Genomic DNA, 18908 nt, shown 5'->3' with positions numbered 1-18908 from the left:
GCTGCCGCTTACCCATCTGCAAGGAGACTGCCCGATGACCCAGGACAGCCACATCAACGGCGGCCTCGTGCCGAGCGCCGCCACCCCCGCCACGATCGATGAAAGCACGCTGCAGGCCCTGGGCCTGGTGGCGGACGACCTGCCGCGCATCGCGCAGATCCGCCAGGAACTGGACGACCTGCGCCCCGGCAACCTGCAGGTGTTCGGTCGTGAAGCCGCCACCCGCACCGCGGCGTTCTCCAGCCAGCTGCTGGACCAGGTGCGCAACCGCGATCTGGATGCCAGTGGCGAGAAACTGGGCGAAGTCGTGCGCATCGCGCGCAGCCTGAAGCTGGATGGCTTCGCCCAGCGATCAAAGGTGCCGATCATCGGCGGCCTGATCGACCGCCTGCGTGCGTCCAAGGGCGAGCTGGTGCAGAAGTTCAGCGACACCAATGCGCAGATTGAACAGCTGCTGGGCGATGTCGGCGCGCAGCAGACGCTGATGGGCAAGCGCGTGGGCGAGTTTGACCGCATGCACGACATCGTGCGCGAAGAACGCCATGCGTTGGGCCTGTACGCCGCCGCCGGCAAGCAGCGGCTGGCCGAGCTGCAGGCCGAACAGCTGGCCGGGCAGGGCACTGACGACCCGCAGCAGCGCATCCGCCAGAGCGAGATCGACAACGCGATCCGCCTGATCGAAAAGCGCGTGTCCGACCTGCTGCTGATGCAGCATGCCGCCGACCAGTCGCTGCCGATGATCCGCCTGATCCAGGCCAACGCGCTGCAGCTGATCGAGAAGTTCAACACGGTGCGCGAGATCACCATCCCGTCGTGGAAGCGCCAGTTCGCGATCCAGCTCTCGCTGGGCGAACAGAAGAACGCCGCGGAACTGGCCACCTCGATCGACGATGCCACCAACGAGCTGATGCGCCGCAATGCCGACCTGCTGCGCCAGGCCTCGGTGGATGCCGCGCGCAGCAACCAGCGTGGCGTGATCGATGTGGCCACCCTGCGCCACGTACACGACCAGTTGATCGCCACCGTGGAAGAAGTGCGCAGCATCCATCGCGAAGGCATGCAGCAGCGCCAGCAGGCCGAAGTGGAACTGTCGCGCCTGCGCGAAGACCTGCAGCAGCGCCTGGCCGCGCCGACCGCGCCCTGACGTCGAGCCCGCTCGACTGCCGTCGCGCTCTACCGTCGACCTCGTTCGACTGCGGCCGCGCCCTACCGTCGAACTCGTTCGACTGCCTTGGCCGTAGAGTCGAGCTTGCTCGACTGCCTTGGCTCTGCCTTCGCTCCAGTCGAGCAAGCTCGACTCTACGATCGGGAGCAGTCGAGCATGCTCGACTGCCTTGGCTCTGCCTTCGCTCCAGTCGAGCAAGCTCGACTCTACGATCTGGAGCAGTCGAGCAAGCTCGACTCTACGATCTGGAGCAGTCGAGCAAGCTTGTATGTTCCCGCCGGCTCCTACGAGGTATGTAGGAGCCAGGGTGGAGGGACCGTCAAGCAAGCATCTGCGGAGTCGAGCCGACAGACGAGTCGAGCGATCCCCATCCCGCCCAGAAAGCTGGCCAGAATCGCGTGGGGCGTCTTCAAGAGCGGCCGGGATTTCGACCCGAGCATGCTGAAAGTGGGTGAAGCCTGCTTCCAGCAGACTTGACCACGAACATAGGATCTCGACTCTACGATCTGGAGCAGTCGAGCAAGCTCGACTCTACGATCTGGAGCAGTCGAGCAAGCTCGACTCTACGGCCAAGGCAGTCGAGCAAGCTCGACTCTACAGTTGCTGCATGGCCCACTCGGCCAGCGCTTCCACGCGCGGGTCAACTGGACCGTCCGGCCAGGCCAGCACCCAGAACCCGCCGGTTGCTGAGAACCCCCACGGGGCAATCAGTCGCCCGGCGGCCAGGTCTTCGGCTACCAGCGGTTCCGGCGCGATCGCCGGGCCCAGCCCAGCCACCGCTGCTTCCAGCAGGTAATACAGATGTTCGAAGCCGGTGCCGAACTGCAACTGGTCCGCATCCAGCCCATGTGACCGCGCCCAGCCCGGCCACGCCTGCGGGCGCGAATGGGTGTGCAGCACGCGTTCGAGCAGCAGGGCCGACGGCGCGGCATGGCGCAGGCGCTGCGCGGCCGGGTGCGAAGGCGCCACCACCACACCCACCCGTTCCGGCGCCAGTTCGCGTACCTGCCAGCCGCGCGGCCAGGGCCCTTCGGCCAGCAGCAGCACCGCGTCCAGTGCCGCCTGCGCCTCGGTGAAGGCTCCATCCAGTGCCGACCATTGCAGGTTCACCCCGGGCAGCGCCGCCTGCAGCGCGGGCAGCCGCGGAATCATCCAGCGCGCCAGCACGCTGCCGCTGCAGCCGAGTACCAGGGCAGGGGAGGCGGCGGGCCGGCGCAGTTCGCGCACGCAGCGTTCGATGCCGGCAAATGCCTCGCCGCACGCCGCCTGCAGGCGCTGACCGGCCTCGGTCAGGCGCAGGCCGCGCCCGGAGCGCTGGAACAGCGCCAGACCCAGGTGGTCTTCCAGCAGTTTCAACTGCCGGCTCACCGCACCATGGGTCACATGCAGGGCCTGCGCAGCGCGGCCCACCCCGCCCAGGCGGGCGGTGGCTTCGAAGGCGCGCAGGGCGTTGAGCGGCGGCAGCAGGGAGGTGCTCATGTGAGATTTCCTGACAGTACACGCCAGATAATATCGATATTCCGGTCAGGATCCGTGCGCTAGAGTATCCACCTGTCTCGAACCAGCGGTCGCTTCCATGTCTGCCTCCCCCATTGCCGACTACCACGCCTTCCCGGATGCCCAGGGCCACTTCGGCCGCTACGGCGGCAGCTTCGTTGCCGAAACCCTGGTCGGCCCGCTGCAGGAACTGGCCCAGGCCTACGACCAGGCCCGCCAGGACCCGGAATTCCAGCGTGCCTACGACCGCGATCTGGCCCATTACGTGGGCCGGCCCAGCCCGATCTACCACGCCCAGCGCCTGAGCGACCACGTCGGCGGTGCGCAGATCCTGCTCAAGCGCGAAGACCTGAACCACACCGGCGCGCACAAGATCAACAACACCATCGGCCAGGCGCTGCTGGCCGCGCGCATGGGCAAGAAGCGCATCATTGCCGAGACCGGTGCCGGCCAGCACGGCGTGGCCAGTGCCACCGTCGCCGCGCGCCTGGGCCTGGAATGCGTGGTCTACATGGGTGCCACCGACATCGAGCGGCAGAAGATCAACGTCTACCGCATGAAGCTGCTGGGCGCCACCGTGGTGCCGGTCACCTCCGGTTCGGCCACGCTGAAGGATGCACTCAACGAAGCCATGCGCGACTGGGTGACCAACGTGCAGGACACCTTCTACATCATCGGCACCGTGGCCGGCCCCGATCCGTACCCGCGCATGGTGCGTGACTTCAACGCCATCGTCGGCCGCGAGGCGCGCGAGCAGATGCTGGCCGAATACGGCCGCCTGCCGGACGCGATCACCGCCTGCGTGGGCGGCGGCAGCAATGCCATCGGCCTGTTCCATGCGTTCCTCAACGATCGCCAGGTCGAGATCGTCGGTGCCGAAGCCGCCGGCGACGGCATCCATACCGGCCGCCACGCCGCGTCCATCGCTGCCGGCCGCCCGGGCGTGCTGCACGGCAACCGCACCTATGTGCTGTGCGACGATGATGGCCAGATCATCGAAACCCATTCGGTGTCGGCCGGCCTGGATTACCCCGGCGTCGGTCCGGAGCACGCGTTCCTGGCCGACAGTGGCCGCGCGCGCTATCTGGGCATCACCGATGAAGAAGCGCTGCAGGCGTTCCACCTGCTGGCGCACACCGAGGGCATCCTGCCGGCACTGGAATCCAGCCATGCGCTGGCGCAGGCGATCAAGCTGGCGCGCGAGCGCCCGCGCGACCAGATCGTGCTGTGCAATCTGTCCGGTCGTGGCGACAAGGATGTGCACACCATTGCGGCGCGCGAGGGTCTGGTGCTGTGAACGGCGTGCTGCGCCATGGCGGCGTGCTGGCGCTGGCCGTCGGCCTGGGCGGCTGCGCGCCACCCGAGCCGCCGGTGCTGGCGCCGGCAGCGGCCACCCCGGCGGCGATCGCCGCCGCGCAGCACCCGGCCAGCAACGATGACGACCTGGCGCATCGCCCCATCGATGACGCCCCCGCTCCTGCGCCCATTGCCGCGCCGGCCGCAGACGAAGCACCTGCGGTGGTGTCGGTCGCGTTGGACCATGCCGGTGATGTGCTGGTCGGCCAGCGCTTCAGCGAGCTGCAGGGGGAGAGCGAATGGCACTCCGCCGGCCTGCACGAAGCCACCCAGGGGCGCTGCGAGTACTACGAGCGTGGTCTGTTGCCCGAAGGGGTGTCGATGCTGGTGCAGGACGACGATGTGGTGCGCTTCGACCTGGCGCCCATCGATGATTCCGGCCAGGTCGTGCTGCAGCCCGGCCCGTTCGGGCTGCACCTGGACATGCCCCGTGCGCAGGCCCTGCAGCGGCTGCCCGCCGGCACCAGCGCCCAGCCTTACGGGGCCGATGCGGAAGCCGGCGAAAGCCTGCTCTGGCAGGACCCGGGGTCGGACCTGGCGATCCGCGTGGAGATCGTCGATGGCGTGGTATCGAGGATGTACTGGGGCGCCAGTGGCGCCGTTGAATTGATTGAAGGATGTAGCTGAAATGTCCGTTGAACGTATCGATGCCTGCTTTGCCCGCCTGCGTGCCGCCGGCCGCAAGGCACTCATTCCCTTCATTACCGCCGGTGACCCGTCGCTGGAAGCCACCGTGCCGGTCATGCATGCGCTGGTCGAGGCCGGTGCCGATGTGATCGAGCTGGGCGTGCCGTTCTCCGACCCGATGGCCGACGGCCCGACCATCCAGCGCAGCTCGGAACGCGCGCTGGCGCGTGGCGCAGGCAGCCGTTACGTACTGCAGGCAGTGGCCGAGTTCCGCCAGCGTGACACGCAGACGCCGGTGGTGCTGATGGGCTACCTGAACCCGGTGGAGATCCACGGTTACGCGGCGTTCGCGCAGGCGGCCGTGCAGGCCGGCGTGGATGGCGTGCTGCTGGTCGACCTGCCGCCGGAAGAGGCCGGCGAGGCGAAGCAGGCCTTCGATGCGGCCGGGTTGGCGCTGGTGCTGCTGGCCTCGCCCACCACCAGCGATGCGCGCGCGCAGACCCTGCTGTCGCTGGCACGCGGCTATCTGTACTACGTCAGCTTCGCCGGTGTCACCGGTGCCTCCGAGCGCCTGGACAGCCAGGCAGCAAGTGTGCGCCTGCAGGCCCTGCGCGCCGGGGCGACGGTGCCGGTGGTGGCCGGCTTCGGCATCAAGGATGCCGCCAGTGCCGCGGCCATGGCCGTGCAGGCCGACGGCGTGGTGGTCGGCAGTGCGCTGGTGGCAGCGTTGGCCGATGCCGCCTCGCCGGAACAGGCGGCGCAGCAGGCGCATGCGTTCCTGGCCCCGCTGCGGCAGGCCCTGGACGCCTGACAGCATGGCCCGGTGCTGCGCGCACGGCGTTGCCGCGCTAAACGTACGTCACAGCATGGTTTTTTCCCGAACCCCCGGCAGCCACGCGGGGGTGCACGGGCAGGGGGAGCGGCGCTAGACTGTCGGCCTTTGCGGCCTTCGGGCCGCCCTGAACGGAAGTGTCCTCCCGCATGAGTTGGCTCAGCAAGTTGATGCCGTCCGGCATCCGCACCGACAACACCCCCAGCAAGAAGCGCAGCGTCCCCGAGGGCCTGTGGGAAAAGTGCAGCAGCTGCGGCAGCGCGCTGTACCGCCCCGAGCTGGAAGAAAACCTGGAGGTCTGCCCGAAGTGCGGCCACCACATGGCGATCCGCGCGCGCGCGCGCCTGGCCGCGCTGTTTGACGCCGACAGCACCACCGAGATCGCGGCGCGCCTGGGGCCGACCGACCTGCTGAAGTTCAAGGACCAGAAGAAGTACAGCGAGCGCATCAAGATCGCGCAGAAGAACACCGGCGAGTACGACGCGCTGATCGCCATGCGCGGCCTGCTCAAGGGCCGTCCGCTGGTGGCGTCCTCGTTCGATTTCGCCTTCATGGGTGGTTCGATGGGCTCGGTGGTGGGTGAGCGCTTCGCGCTGGCCGCCGAAACCGCGCTGGAAATCGGCGCCCCCTACGTGTGCTTCTCCGCCAGTGGCGGCGCGCGCATGCAGGAAGGCCTGTTCTCGCTGATGCAGATGGCCAAGACCTCGGCCGCGCTGGGCAAGCTGCGCGAGGCTGGCCTGCCGTACATCTCGGTGCTGACCCACCCGACCACCGGTGGCGTGTCGGCCTCGTTTGCAATGCTGGGCGACATCAACATCGCCGAACCGCAGGCCCTGATCGGCTTCGCCGGCCCGCGCGTGATCGAACAGACCGTGCGCGAAAAGCTGCCCGAAGGCTTCCAGCGTTCGGAGTTCCTGCTCGAGCACGGCGCCATCGACCAGATCTGCGACCGCCGCGAAATGCGTGACCGCCTGGCCGACCTGCTGGCCATGCTCGGCCGTCAGCCGCGGCCGGAGGTGGCTTGATGGGAGGCCGCAAGTACTTCGGTACCGACGGCATCCGCGGGCGCGTCGGCCAGAGCCCGATTTCGGCCGATTTCGTGCTGCGCCTGGGCAATGCCCTGGGCCGCGTGCTGGTGGCCCAGCGCGGCGCGCATGGGCGTCGTCCGATCGTGGTGATCGGCAAGGACACCCGCATTTCCGGCTACATGTTCGAAGCCGCGCTGGAAGCAGGCCTGGTCGCCGCCGGTGCCGACGTGCAGCTGCTGGGCCCGATGCCCACGCCGGCCGTGGCCTTCCTTACCCGTACCCTGGGCGTGGATGCCGGCATCGTCATCAGTGCCTCGCACAACCCGCACTACGACAACGGCATCAAGTTCTTCTCCGCCCAGGGCGAGAAGCTTGATGACGCCACCGAACTGGCGCTGGAAGCAGCGCTGGACGTGCCGTTCACCACCGCCGAATCGGAGCAGCTGGGCAAGGCCTCGCGTGCCCGTGAAGCGGTGGGCCGCTACATCGAGTTCTGCAAGGCCAGCGTGCCGCGCTCGTTCGATCTGCGTGGCGTGCGCCTGGTGCTGGACTGCGCACACGGCGCTACCTACCAGATCGCGCCGCTGCTGTTCCGCGAACTGGGTGCCGATGTCATCGGCATCGGTGCCGAACCCAACGGCGTGAACATCAACGACGGCGTGGGCTCGACCCACATCGACAACCTTGCCGCCAAGGTGCGCGAGACCGGCGCCGACCTGGGCATTGCCTTCGACGGCGACGGCGATCGTGTCCTGATGGCCGACGACCAGGGTACCCCGGTCGACGGTGACGACCTGCTCTACATCCTGGCGCGCGCGTGGCAGGCCGAAGGCCGCCTGCGTGGTCCGGTGGTCGGCACCCTGATGAGCAACTACGGCCTGGAAAAGGCGCTGGCCGAGCTGCAGATTCCGTTCCAGCGCAGCAACGTGGGCGACCGCTACGTGCACCAGGCGCTGATCGAAGGCAATGGCGTGCTCGGCGGCGAAGCCTCCGGCCACCTGCTGTGCCTGGACCGCGCCACCACCGGCGATGGCATCGTCAGTGCGCTGCAGGTGCTGGTGGCGCTCAAGCGCAGCGGGCAGACCCTGCGTCAGGCGCTGCAGCCGCTGTCGAAGGTGCCGCAGAAGACCGTCAACGTGCGCCTGGGCGATGTCTCGGCCAAGGCCACCGTGCAGGCCGACAGCGTGCAGTCGGCACTGGTGCAAGCACAGCAGGCCGTCAGTGGCCGGGGCCGTGCGTTCCTGCGTCCCTCCGGCACCGAGCCGGTGGTGCGCGTCACCGTGGAAGCCGACGACGCCACCCTGATGCAGGACACCCTGGACCGGCTGTCGGCCGCGGTGAAGTCCGCTGCAACCGCCTGACCTTCGGCTCAGCCTGCACAATGCGGAACGCCCCGGGATACCGGGGCGTTTTCGTTTCCACCGCGCACGATCGCGGGCAATGCCTAGGGCCCGGGCACCATCTTCTTCTGGCGTGCCTTGAAGCCGTTGAACAGCGGCCCCAGCAGCGGGTGGTAGCTCTGCGCGATGCGCTTGCGCAGCCAGCTGGCCGGGCGGTTGCGGATCGCGAAGCGATAGATGCGTTCCGGATCGCCACCGACCACGTTGCGGCCGAACGGATGGGTGGTGTGCAGGTAGCGGAACCCGTGTGCGCGGGCGACCTCGATATGGTCCTGGTCGAAATCGCCATACGGCCAGCACAGGGTGTCGGACACTTCGCCCAGCTGCGCCTGCAGCACCTGCCGCGCCCGCGCCAGGTCCTGGTCGATGCCATCGCGGCGCTGCGCGCGGTCCAGGTCCTGCCGCTGCAGCCAGCGGGTATGGGTGTGGGTATGGCAGTGCACCTCGAAGGTGCCGGCCTCGATGGCGGCGCGTGCTTCGCTCCAGCGCATCATCACATCGTCGCAGCGGTTGTCCTGGAAGATCGCCGTCTCGCAGCCACGGTGGTCCGGCGTCGGCGGCAGCACGGCGTCGGCCACACCAGCATGCGCGCGCACCGGGCCTTCGCCCATCCAGCCGGTCACCACGAACACCACCGCGTGCATGCCGTACTTCTGCAGGATCGGGTGCGCATACACCCAGTTGTCCAGGTAACCGTCATCGAAGGTGATCACGATCGATTTGCGGGGCACCGGCTTGCCGGCCAGGAAGCCGGCGTACTGGTCCAGCGTCAGCGACGTCCAGCCTTCGCGCGCCAGCCAGGCGATCTGGCTCTCGAAGTTTTCCGGCGACACGGTGATCATGCCCGGCGACGGGCTTACGTGATGGTGCATCAGCACCGGTACGGTTCGTGCGTCAGCCATGTCCCAGCTCCTTCAGCCACTGGTGATAATAGTATTCGGTGGTTTCGCCGTGGCCGGCAGGGGTGAACCGGTGCGCGCTGCGCATCCAGTCCCAGCCGGCACGGCCCATCAGGCGGCGGCGTTCGGGGTCGTCCACCAGCAGGCGCAGCGCGGCAGTCAATGCTGCGCGGTCGCCCAGCCGGGTCAGCAGCGCGTTGCTGCCATCGACCACCATTTCCGGAACACCCCCCACGCGCGTGGCGACGATCGGCACGCCCACGAACGCCGCTTCCAGGAACACGGTGCCCGCCGCTTCCTTGTGCGAGGCCAGAGCGAAGATGTCGAAGCCGGCCATCAGCCGGCAGGCACCATCGCGGTAGCCCAGCAGGTGGACCTGCTGCTGCAGGCCCAGTGCATCGCGCAGGGCCTGCAGGCGGGCCATCACCGGTTCGCCATCGCCCACCACCACCAGGTGCAGGTTGCGGTTGGCCTGGCACAGCGGTGCGATGGCCTGCAGCAGGTCGGCATGGCCCTTGGGTTCGCGCAGCACGGCCACGCAGCCCACCACGATATCGTCGGCGCTGAAGCCCAGTTCGCCGCGCACCTCGGCGCGTACGTCCTGCAGGCACTGCCACGGGTCGGGCTTGCGGATGTCGCTCCACTGCGGCGGCACCGCAATCGGCGGCACGATGCCGATGCTGGCCGCCGGAACGCCGCGCTCGGCCAGCAGCTGCTTGACGAAACTGCTGACGGTCAGCACCCGGTGCGGCAGCCCGGTGTAGGTCAGCAATGAATTGACCGGGCTCATCAGGTGGCGCGAGCGCACCACCAGCGGCGTGCCGCCCAGGCGTGCGCCGGCGGCGGCGATCAAGGCATCGCGACGGCTGGTGGTGTTGACCACGTCGTAGCGTTCACGACGCACCAGGCGTGCGACTGACCAGATGCCGCGCAGCAGGCGCGCCAGACCGCCCATGCGCAGGGTATGTACGGTGAATCCCGCATCGCGGGCCAGCCCGGCCAGGCGCGCCCCGGGCTGGCACAGCAGTGCCACCTCGTGGCCGCGCGCACGCATGGCCTGCATGTGGCGGAAAATGTAGATCTCCTGGCCGCCCATTCCGGTGGCGGCCTCGGTGTGCAGGATGCGCAGCGGGCGAGTCATGGTTGAAGCCGTCCTGTGGTTCAACGATTGCGGAAGCGGGTCAGCGCTTCCCAGGCCGCGCGCAGGCTGGCCGGGTCCGGCGCCTGCTGCGGCAAGGGGTGGTAGCGGCGATCCAGCGTGGTGGCGTTGCCGAACTTGTCGAACACGTGGATCGCATCGCCGTGGCGCACCGCGCGCTGCGACCAGCTTTCCACCACCAGCGAACGGGCGCCCTGCGGTTCGGCCAGCAGGTCCTGGCCGGTGCTGTAGTCGGCCAGTGCGTTCTCGCAGCCCAGGCCGTGGCGCATCAGCGTCGGTACCCAGTCTTCGTGCGAGCTGGTGCGGGCGTCCTGCGCGGCCGCCTGCCCGGGCCAGTGCAGCACGAACGGCACCTGCAGCTGGTAGTCGGAGAAGTTGCCGTTGTGGCCCCAGTAGTTCAGGCCCAGGTCGTTGAACTCTTCGGCGTGGTCACCGGTGACCAGCACGATGGTGTCCTCGTCCAGCCCCTGCGCACGCAGCGTTTCCAGCAGCCGTCCGACCAGGCTGTCGGCGTAGTGCACCGCGGTGTGGTAGCGGTTCAATTCGGGGGTCGGGTCGTGGTCCGGGCCGAACTTCAGGAAGTCGATGTCCTCGGCCATGGGCTGGGCGACCGCCGGGTAGTCGGCCGGCATGTGGTACGGCGCATGGGTGGAATCGAGGAAGACAAAGCCGAACCACGGGCGTTTGCCCGCCTGGCTGGCCACGATGTCCTGCTGCAGCGATTCGACGATGGCGCGGTCACGCCCGGCCGAATCGCGATCGCGCGGGCCCTGGTGCAGCTGGCTGCGCACATCGGAAAACACGGTGCGGTCGAATTCGGGGCTGTACAGCGGCGCACTGCCGTACAGGTGCAGGTCGTAACCCTGCTGCTGCAGCACCTTGAACAGCTGCGACCCGCGCTGCTCGGCCAGCATGGTCGGCCAGTAGCCGCCGGGCAGCCCGTACATCAGGCCGAACAGCCCGTAGCGGGTGGCATTGCCGGTGCTGAAGTGCTGTTGGTACACGCGCGAAGACTGCGCCAGCGCAGCCGTATTGGGCATGAACTGCGGCGTCAGTGCGTCCTTGCGCAGCGATTCCAGCACCACCATCAGCACGTTCGGGCGCTGGTGGCTCTGGCAGCGCAGCGGCTGCAACGGGTAGTTCAGCTGCGCATGGCGCGGGTCGGGCAGGCCGGCCTGCGGCTGGCTGACCACGCCCAGCCGGCGCATGAAGCTCTTGGCGGTGATCGGCTGGGCCCAGGGCAGGTAGTTCCACTGGCTGATGACCGCACGTTCGCCCAGCGCGTCGTAGTAGGCCGTGGCCACCTGGCCGCCGGCCATCAACAGCGCCACCAGCGCCCAGGCCTGCAGCACCCGGCGCCGCAGTCGCGCCGCCGGCAGCAGCTTCCAGCAGGCCCAGGCCAGCAGGGCCTGCGCGCCGAACAGGGCGCTGATCATCGCGATCGCCTGCAGCCAGGTCTTCCAGGACAGGCTCACCTGGTCGTGCAGGGCGCCGCCGAACACCATGTTGGCGACCATGGCATTGAGGTGGAAGCGGTACAGGGCGAAGACCTTGGCATCCACCAGCAACAGGCACAGCCACAGGCCCTGCATCACGATGGCCGAAACCGTCAGAACGCGCGCGCGCCGCGGCCACAGGCCCAGCGCCAATGGCAGCAGGCCGGCCAGCGCGCCCAGCGCCAGCAGGTGGCCGGGCAGGGCAACCGACAGGTAGGTCAGGCCCAGTGCGCCGCCGGGGTTGTCGCGCACGGGAATGTTGCCCAGTGCGATCAGCGCCGCCAGCACGGCATTGCCGGCAATGAACAACGACCACCAGGCCAGCCGCTGCCAGCGGCGTTCGGCGCCCGGGGCGGGAGTGTTGAAGGAAGCAGCATCCATGGCGGCGACGGGTTGGGCGAACGAGGGAGGGCGCGTGTGACGAGGGCGTCAAGACGCGAAGGGCGGCGCATTGTATCGGTTTGTTTCAATGTATCGGTGTGGGAATTGGGCCGATCTGTCACAATGTTCAGGTGGCCCACAGACAGCTGTCGGGCCGAACAGACCCACGACAAGCCAGGAACCGCTGTGAGCCAGATCCCGACCCTCGACATCACCCGTTTCGACAGCGACCGCGAGGCCTTCGTGGCCGAGCTGGGCGCGGCCTACCGCCAATGGGGATTCGCGGGCATCCGTAACCACGGCATCCCGCAGGCCGACATCGACGCGGCCTACGATGTCTTCAAGGCCTTCTTCGCCCTGCCGGACGAGGTCAAGCGCAAGTACCACGTGGCTGGCAGCGGCGGCGCCCGCGGCTACACCCCGTTCGGCGTGGAAACCGCCAAGGGCTCCAAGCACTTCGACCTGAAGGAGTTCTGGCACATCGGTCGCGAGATCGCCGATGACTCCAAGTACCGTGATGTGATGGCGCCGAACTTGTGGCCGACCGAGGTCGAGGGCTTCCGCGAGCGCGGCTACGGCCTGTACCAGGCGCTGGACAACCTGGGTTCGCGCGTGCTGTCGGCGCTGGCCCTGCACATTGGCCTGCCGGAGGACTTCTTCGCCGACAAGACCAACTTCGGCAATTCGATCCTGCGCCCGATCCATTACCCGCCGATCACCACCGACGACATTCCGAACGTGCGTGCCGGCGCCCATGGCGACATCAACTTCATCACCCTGCTGGTTGGTGCCAGTGCCGCGGGCCTGGAAGTGCAGTCGCATGATGGCGAGTGGGTGCCGTTCACTTCGGACGCTGACACCATCGTGGTCAACATCGGCGACATGCTGCAGCGCCTGACCAACCACGTGTACCCGTCCACCATCCACCGCGTGGTGAACCCCCCGGGCGAGCTGGCCCGCCAGCCGCGCTACTCGGTGCCGTTCTTCCTGCACCCGAACCCGGATTTCCTGATCGACGTGCTGCCCTCGTGCATCACCCCGGAAAACCCCAGCCGCTACCCGGAGCCGATCACCGCCCACGGCTTCCTGGAAGAGCGCCTGCGCGAGATCAAGCTGAAATAATGAAAAGGCCGCCGAAAGGCGGCCTTTTTCTTTGCAGGGTTGCACCCTGCACCCGCAGAGGCCAGAGCCAGAGCCAGAGCCAGAGCGGCTCTGGTTTTCTGCTGGTCGGGTGGGGCGGTGTGGGTGGGCAGGACACGCCGCAAGTACGTCCCTGTAGGCTCGTAGGCGCCATCCATGGCGCCTGCGGTCCTGCCCACCCACACCGCCCCACCCCCGACAGTTTCCCGGTGACGATGGGCAAACCCCGTTTCCGGTAGATCCACGCCATGCGTGGATGAAATCTGTGAGGGGGCGAACGGGGAGGGGTCAGATCCCTTTTCCGCAGGAAAAGGGATCTGACCCCGGAACCCAGCCACACCGCCGCCCCCCCTGACAGTTTCCCGGTGACGGTGGGCAAACCCCGCTTCCGGTAGATCCACGCCATGCGTGGATGAAATCTGTGAGGGGGCGAGCGGGGTAGGGGTCAGATCCCTTTTCCTGCGGAAAAGGGATCTGACCCCGGAACCCACCCGGAATGCCGCTTCTGCTCTTGCTCCTGCTCTTCTTTTTTCTTTCCGTGGCGGGCGGAACCGCCGCAATGTGTCAGGGGCCGGGCGGGTGGGGTGCGCAGGGGCGCAGGCGCCATGGATGGCGCCTACGAGCTTACATGGACGTACTTGCAGCGTCCCCTGCGCGGCCCACCCGCCCGGCCAACCCAATAAAACCCACCGGGCCGTTCGCGACCAACCCCGCCACGAGGGGCTGCGCCGTTGGCTGAAAATCCATGTAACCGCTTACACGGAAACGGATTTTTGCCATAGCGGGTATCATGGGCGGCTGAGTTCATACAGGAGCCACCGCCATGCGCCGCAAGATCGTCGCCGGAAACTGGAAGCTGCACGGCAGCCGTCAATTCGCCACCGAGCTGCTCGGCCAGGTGGCCGCCGGGCTGCCCAAGGCCGGGGTGGATGTGGTCATCCTGCCGCCGCTGCCGTACCTGGGCGAACTGGTCGAGGACTTCGGCGAGACCGGCCTGGTGTTCGGGGCCCAGGATGTCAGCAGCAATGAAAAGGGCGCCTACACCGGCGAAGTCTGTGCAGCCATGCTGCACGAGGTCGGCGCCCGCTACGGCCTGGTCGGCCACTCCGAGCGCCGCCAGTACCACCAGGAAAGCAGCGAGCTGGTCGCCCGCAAGTTCGCCGCAGCCCTGCACGCCGGCCTGGTGCCGGTGCTGTGCGTGGGTGAAACCCTGGAGCAGCGCGAAGCCGGGCAGACCGAGGCGGTCATCGCCAGCCAGCTGGCACCGGTGCTCGAGCGCGTCGGCGCCGAGGGGTTTGCCAATGCCGTAGTGGCCTACGAGCCGGTCTGGGCCATCGGTACCGGCAAGACCGCCAGCAAGGAACAGGCCCAGCAGGTGCACGCCTTCATTCGTGGCGAAGTCGCGCGCATGGATGCTAGAATCGCCGATTCACTGCCCATTCTTTACGGCGGTAGCGTGAAGCCCGACAATGCCGGGGAACTGTTCGCGCAGCCGGATGTCGATGGTGGGCTGGTCGGCGGCGCCTCGCTGGTGGCCGCGGATTTCCTGGCCATCGCGCAGGCGGCGGCACACATTTAGTCAAGACAGCCGGCTCAGCGTCGGCATAACAGTCCGAGGGCGGGTTTCCAATGCTGATGTTGATCCTCAATGTCGTCTACGTGCTGGTGGCCGTAGCCATGATCGCGCTGATCCTGATGCAGCGTGGCTCGGGCGCGGCGGCGGGCTCGGGCTTTGGTGCCGGCGCCTCGGGGACTGTGTTCGGCGCGCGCGGCGCGTCCAACTTCCTGTCCAAGTCCACCAAGTGGCTGGCCGTGGTGTTCTTCGGCATCAGCCTGTTCATGGCCTGGTACGCCGGCCATGGCACCCGTCCGGCGGCCGACCAGGACCTGGGCCTGATGTCCGCCCCGGCGGCCAGCGCCCCGGCCGTCCCGGCGGGTGAACTGCCGGCCGCGCCGAAGGCTGCGGAGGTCCCGGCGGCACCGGTTCCGGCCGCCACTGTGCCGGCTCAGGCGGAAACTTCCACTTCTGGTGAAGAAAAGCCGTCCGAAGGCTCCCAGAAAGACTGAAGCCGGTTACAATACGCGGCGCATCGGGATGTTGGTCTGATGTGATCGTTTGCCCAGGTGGCGGAATTGGTAGACGCACTACCTTGAGGTGGTAGCGACTTAGGTCGTAGGGGTTCGAGTCCCCTCTTGGGCACCATTTGTAAGTAAAGCGGGTTCTCCTGGTGCGCAATGCACCAGCCGTTTCCCGTCCACTCCCCCATGCCAAAGCGCCTGCAGGCGCGGCGGCAGAGGCAAGAGAGAATCGCTGTGCTGGCCGAATATTTGCCGTCTCTGCTGTTTCTGATCGTCGCCACCGGTATCGGCATCACGCTGATGCTGATTGGTCGATTCCTCGGCCCCCGCCGCCCCGATCTGGAAAAGCTGTCGCCGTACGAATGCGGCTTCGAGGCCTTCGAAGACGCGCGCATGAAGTTCGACGTGCGCTACTACCTGATCGCGATCCAGTTCATCGTCTTCGACCTGGAAATCATCTTCATCGTGCCGTGGACCCAGGTCTTCATGGAACTGGGCGCCCGTTCGCTCGTCACCATGGGCCTGTTCGTCGGCATGCTGTTCCTCGGTTTCATTTACGTCTGGAAGAAGGGAGCGCTGGAATGGGAGTGATTCAGACTCTCGATGGCCTCATGAACAACCCGGTCCCGGAAGGGCGGGTGGATGACATCCTGCGGCCGGAAGGCGACAACCCCCTGCTGGAAAAGGGCTTTGTCACCACCAGTGTCGATGCCCTGCTGAACTGGGCGCGCACCGGCTCCATGTGGCCCATGACCTTCGGTCTGGCCTGCTGTGCGGTGGAAATGATGCACGCCGGTGCGGCGCGTCTGGACCTTGACCGCTACGGCGTGGTGTTCCGTCCGTCGCCGCGTCAGTCCGACGTGATGATCGTGGCCGGCACCCTGGTCAACAAGATGGCCCCGGCGCTGCGCAAGGTCTACGACCAGATGCCGGACCCGAAGTGGGTCATCTCGATGGGCAGCTGCGCCAATGGCGGCGGCTACTACCATTACTCCTATTCTGTCGTGCGCGGCTGTGATCGCGTGGTGCCGGTGGACGTCTATGTCCCGGGCTGCCCGCCGACCGCCGAGGCGCTGGTGTACGGGATCCTGCAGCTGCAGAAGAAGATCTGGCGTACACAGACCATCGCCCGCTGACCCTTTTCACCTGACAAGAGCGCGCCAAGCCCCCATGGCAGAGCAAGCATCCTTCATCGACCGACTCTCCGCACGTTTCGCTGGTGCGAAGGTCATCGTGGTCGAACCCCGCGGCGAAGTGACGCTGGAGGTGCCTGCGGCTCAGTGGCACGCCACTGCCCTGGCGCTGCGTGACGAGTTTGGTTTCGAGCAGGCCGTGGACCTGTGCGGCGTCGATTACCTGGGCTACGGCTCGGACGAATGGGACACCGCCGACGTTTCCTCGCAGGGCTTCAGTCGTGGCGTGGAAGGCAAGGCGCAGGGCCGCTTCGCCTGGGGCGAGTTCCCCAGCGAAGAAAACGGTGCCGATGGCGCCCGCCCGCAGCACATGCCGACCCAGCGTTTCGCCGTGGTCGCCCAGCTGCGCTCGTACCAGCACAACCTGATGTTGCACCTGCGCTGCTTCGCCCCTGACGAAGCACTGCCGGTGGTGTCCTCGCTGACCGGCATCTGGCCGGGCCTGAACTGGTTCGAGCGCGAAGCGTTCGACCTGTACGGCGTGATCTTCGAAGGTCACCCGGACCTGCGCCGGATCCTGACCGACTACGGTTTCGTCGGCCATCCGTTCCGCAAGGACTTCCCGCTGATCGGCAACGTCGAAGTCCGCTACGACGAAGAAAAGAAGCGCGTGATCTACGAACCGGTCACCTCGGTGGAGCCGCGCGTCGGCGTGCCGCGCGTGATCCGCGACGACGCCCGTCTGCAGACCGCAGAAGGTGAGCGCGCGCAGGAGGCAGTGAAGTGAGCCACGTACACCAGGCTGGCGAAGCCTTCGCCAGCAACCCCGCCGAAAGCCGGCAGGAAATCCGCAACTACACCATGAACTTCGGCCCGCAGCATCCGGCCGCCCACGGTGTGCTGCGCCTGATCCTGGAAATGGACGGCGAAACCATCATGCGTGCCGACCCCCACGTGGGCCTGCTGCACCGTGGTACCGAAAAGCTGGCCGAGTCCAAGCCGTTCAACCAGTCGATCGGCTACATGGATCGCCTGGATTACGTGTCGATGATGTGCAACGAGCACGCCTACGTGCGCGCGATCGAAACCCTGATGGGTATCGAAGCGCCCGAGCGCGCGCAGTACATCCGCACCATGTACGACGAAATCACCCGCATCCTGAACCACCTGATGTGGCTGGGCTCCAACGCGCTCGATCTGGGCGCCATGGCGGTCATGCTGTACGCCTTCCGCGAGCGCGAAGAGCTGATGGACTGCTACGAAGCGGTCTCCGGCGCGCGCATGCACGCGGCGTACTACCGTCCGGGCGGTGTTTACCGCGACCTGCCGGACCACATGCCCAAGTACAAGGAATCGCGCTGGCACAAGGGCAAGGCGCTGAAGCAGCTCAATGCTTCGCGTGAAGGCTCGCTGCTGGACTTCCTGGAGAACTTCACCAACGAGTTCCCGGGTCGCGTTGACGAATACGAAACCCTGCTGACCGACAACCGTATCTGGAAGCAGCGTACGGTCGGCATCGGCGTGGTCAGCCCGGAACTGGCCCACCAGTGGGGCATGACCGGCGTGATGCTGCGCGGCTCGGGCGTTGCCTGGGATCTGCGCAAGAAGCGTCCGTACGCCAAGTACGATGCCGTCGATTTCGACATCCCGCTGGGCAAGGAAGGCGACTGCTACGACCGTTACCTGGTCCGCGTTGCCGAAATGCGCGAATCCAACCGCATCATCAAGCAGTGCGTGGCGTGGCTGAAGGCCAACCCGGGCCCGGTGATGGTGAAGAACTTCAAGGTCGCTCCGCCCAAGCGCGAGGACATGAAGGACGACATGGAAGCGCTGATCCACCACTTCAAGCTGTTCAGCGAAGGCTATTGCGTGCCGGCCGGTGAAACCTATTCGGCGGTGGAAGCCCCGAAGGGTGAGTTCGGCTGCTACCTGGTCTCCGACGGCGCCAACAAGCCCTTCCGCGTGCACCTGCGTGCCCCCGGCTTCGCCCACCTGTCCTCGATCGATTCGATCGTGCGCGGCCACATGCTGGCCGACGTGGTGGCCATGATCGGTACCTACGATCTGGTGTTCGGCGAGGTTGACCGGTAATGCCGTCCGCCACGCCAACGCCCGCTGCAGGCAGCCGGCGCAAGCCGGCGCCGCAGTCTCTGGAATTTCACGTTATGCATTTCGCTGAGGTCGGCCGATGAAGGCGACAGGTAATTTCGAGGCGGCGCGCGACGTCGACCCGATGGTGGTGCTGAGCGACAAGACCCGCGCTCACATCGATCACTGGCTGTCCAAGTTCCCGCCGGACCGCAAGCGCTCTGCCGTGCTGCAGGGCCTGCATGCGGCCCAGGAGCAGAACGAGGGCTGGCTGACCGACGAGCTGATCGCCGGCGTGGCCAAGTACCTGGACCTGCCGCCGGTGTGGGCCTACGAAGTGGCCAGCTTCTACTCGATGTTCGAGACCGAGAAGGTGGGCCGCAACAACGTGGCCATCTGCACCAACATCAGCTGCTGGCTCAATGGCGCCGAAGACATCGTGCGCCATTGCGAGAAGAAGCTGGGCATCAAGCACGGCCAGTCCACCCCGGACGGCCGCGTCTACCTCAAGCGCGAGGAAGAGTGCCTGGCGGGCTGCGGTGGCGCACCGATGATGGTCATCAACGGTCACTACCATGAGCGTCTGACCCTGGAAAAGGTCGACGAGCTGCTGGACGGGCTGGAGTAA

At 67.0% G+C, this 18908-nt stretch carries 18 protein-coding genes and 1 tRNA gene; 15 read left to right on the top strand and 4 right to left on the bottom strand.

All coding sequences use genetic code 11. From position 1 onward, the window contains the following. The first annotated feature begins 34 nt into the window (after window positions 1–34). Entirely contained in the window at window positions 35–1144 is a 1110-nt protein-coding gene (locus C1931_RS14015; RefSeq protein WP_108756788.1) for a toxic anion resistance protein, read from the top strand. A 615-nt stretch (window positions 1145–1759) separates the two neighbouring features. On the opposite strand, the gene C1931_RS14005 is transcribed toward C1931_RS14015, so the two are convergent. Beyond that, a complete protein-coding gene (locus C1931_RS14005) occupies window positions 1760–2644 on the bottom strand; it encodes a LysR family transcriptional regulator (protein WP_108756787.1) in 885 nt (294 codons plus the stop codon). A 97-nt stretch (window positions 2645–2741) separates the two neighbouring features. Between C1931_RS14005 and trpB the strand changes: the two genes are divergently transcribed. The 5 genes from trpB (at window position 2742) to glmM (ending at window position 7866) form a co-directional block, all read left to right on the top strand. Further along, window positions 2742–3959, top strand: a complete 1218-nt coding sequence (gene trpB / locus C1931_RS14000) for a tryptophan synthase subunit beta (protein ID WP_108750233.1) — start codon at window positions 2742–2744, stop codon at window positions 3957–3959. After that, a complete protein-coding gene (locus C1931_RS13995; RefSeq protein ID WP_108756786.1) occupies window positions 3956–4645 on the top strand; it encodes a hypothetical protein in 690 nt (229 codons plus the stop codon). The genes trpB and C1931_RS13995 overlap by 4 nt, the downstream gene beginning before the upstream one ends. A gap of 1 nt (window position 4646) precedes the next feature. Continuing rightward, complete coding sequence (trpA, locus tag C1931_RS13990; RefSeq protein ID WP_108756785.1) at window positions 4647–5456, top strand: tryptophan synthase subunit alpha; 810 nt, start codon at window positions 4647–4649, stop codon at window positions 5454–5456. A gap of 170 nt (window positions 5457–5626) precedes the next feature. After that, window positions 5627–6502, top strand: a complete 876-nt coding sequence (gene accD / locus C1931_RS13985; protein WP_108750230.1) for an acetyl-CoA carboxylase, carboxyltransferase subunit beta — start codon at window positions 5627–5629, stop codon at window positions 6500–6502. Beyond that, window positions 6502–7866, top strand: coding sequence for a phosphoglucosamine mutase (gene glmM / locus C1931_RS13980; RefSeq protein ID WP_108756784.1), 1365 nt, complete (start codon window positions 6502–6504; stop codon window positions 7864–7866). The genes accD and glmM overlap by 1 nt, the downstream gene beginning before the upstream one ends. Window positions 7867–7949: 83 nt before the next feature. Here glmM and C1931_RS13975 read toward each other — a convergent pair whose 3' ends face one another. From C1931_RS13975 to C1931_RS13965, 3 genes are read right to left on the bottom strand one after another with little or no spacing between them, the layout of a single operon-like run. After that, window positions 7950–8807 (bottom strand): polysaccharide deacetylase family protein, encoded by an 858-nt coding sequence (locus C1931_RS13975; protein WP_108756783.1) that lies wholly within the window; start codon window positions 8805–8807, stop codon window positions 7950–7952. Continuing rightward, window positions 8800–9945: a glycosyltransferase family 4 protein gene (locus tag C1931_RS13970; protein ID WP_108756782.1), complete on the bottom strand. Its 1146-nt coding sequence runs from the start codon at window positions 9943–9945 to the stop codon at window positions 8800–8802. The genes C1931_RS13975 and C1931_RS13970 overlap by 8 nt, the downstream gene beginning before the upstream one ends. Window positions 9946–9965: 20 nt before the next feature. Further along, complete coding sequence (locus C1931_RS13965; protein ID WP_108756781.1) at window positions 9966–11840, bottom strand: sulfatase-like hydrolase/transferase; 1875 nt, start codon at window positions 11838–11840, stop codon at window positions 9966–9968. Between the two features lie 186 nt (window positions 11841–12026). Here C1931_RS13965 and C1931_RS13960 point away from each other — a divergent pair, with 186 nt between their 5' ends. From C1931_RS13960 to nuoE, 9 genes are all read left to right on the top strand, one after another. Further along, window positions 12027–12962: a 2-oxoglutarate and iron-dependent oxygenase domain-containing protein gene (locus C1931_RS13960; protein WP_108756780.1), complete on the top strand. Its 936-nt coding sequence runs from the start codon at window positions 12027–12029 to the stop codon at window positions 12960–12962. Between the two features lie 841 nt (window positions 12963–13803). Beyond that, window positions 13804–14559, top strand: coding sequence for a triose-phosphate isomerase (gene tpiA, locus C1931_RS13955; protein WP_108756779.1), 756 nt, complete (start codon window positions 13804–13806; stop codon window positions 14557–14559). 50 nt (window positions 14560–14609) lie between these two features. Beyond that, window positions 14610–15047 (top strand): preprotein translocase subunit SecG, encoded by a 438-nt coding sequence (gene secG, locus C1931_RS13950; protein WP_108750224.1) that lies wholly within the window; start codon window positions 14610–14612, stop codon window positions 15045–15047. Window positions 15048–15098: 51 nt separating this feature from the next. Next, window positions 15099–15183, top strand: a tRNA-Leu gene (locus C1931_RS13945). 110 nt (window positions 15184–15293) lie between these two features. Beyond that, complete coding sequence (locus C1931_RS13940; RefSeq protein ID WP_079222613.1) at window positions 15294–15650, top strand: NADH-quinone oxidoreductase subunit A; 357 nt, start codon at window positions 15294–15296, stop codon at window positions 15648–15650. After that, window positions 15641–16195 carry an NADH-quinone oxidoreductase subunit B gene (locus C1931_RS13935; RefSeq protein WP_079222612.1) on the top strand — a complete coding sequence of 185 codons (555 nt, stop codon included), beginning with the start codon at window positions 15641–15643 and terminating at the stop codon, window positions 16193–16195. Before C1931_RS13940 ends, C1931_RS13935 begins: the two co-directional genes overlap by 10 nt. Window positions 16196–16229: 34 nt before the next feature. Continuing rightward, window positions 16230–16979 (top strand): NADH-quinone oxidoreductase subunit C, encoded by a 750-nt coding sequence (locus C1931_RS13930; protein ID WP_108753694.1) that lies wholly within the window; start codon window positions 16230–16232, stop codon window positions 16977–16979. Continuing rightward, window positions 16976–18283 (top strand): NADH-quinone oxidoreductase subunit D, encoded by a 1308-nt coding sequence (locus C1931_RS13925; protein ID WP_108753693.1) that lies wholly within the window; start codon window positions 16976–16978, stop codon window positions 18281–18283. Before C1931_RS13930 ends, C1931_RS13925 begins: the two co-directional genes overlap by 4 nt. A 97-nt stretch (window positions 18284–18380) precedes the next feature. Then, window positions 18381–18908, top strand: a complete 528-nt coding sequence (gene nuoE / locus C1931_RS13920) for an NADH-quinone oxidoreductase subunit NuoE (RefSeq protein ID WP_108750221.1) — start codon at window positions 18381–18383, stop codon at window positions 18906–18908.

Origin of the sequence: Stenotrophomonas sp. YAU14A_MKIMI4_1, assembly GCF_003086855.1 — a bacterium.
Lineage (GTDB): Bacteria > Pseudomonadota > Gammaproteobacteria > Xanthomonadales > Xanthomonadaceae > Stenotrophomonas.
The sequence above is the reverse complement of the archived record's forward strand: the minus strand, read 5'-3'. Positions and strand labels throughout refer to the sequence as shown.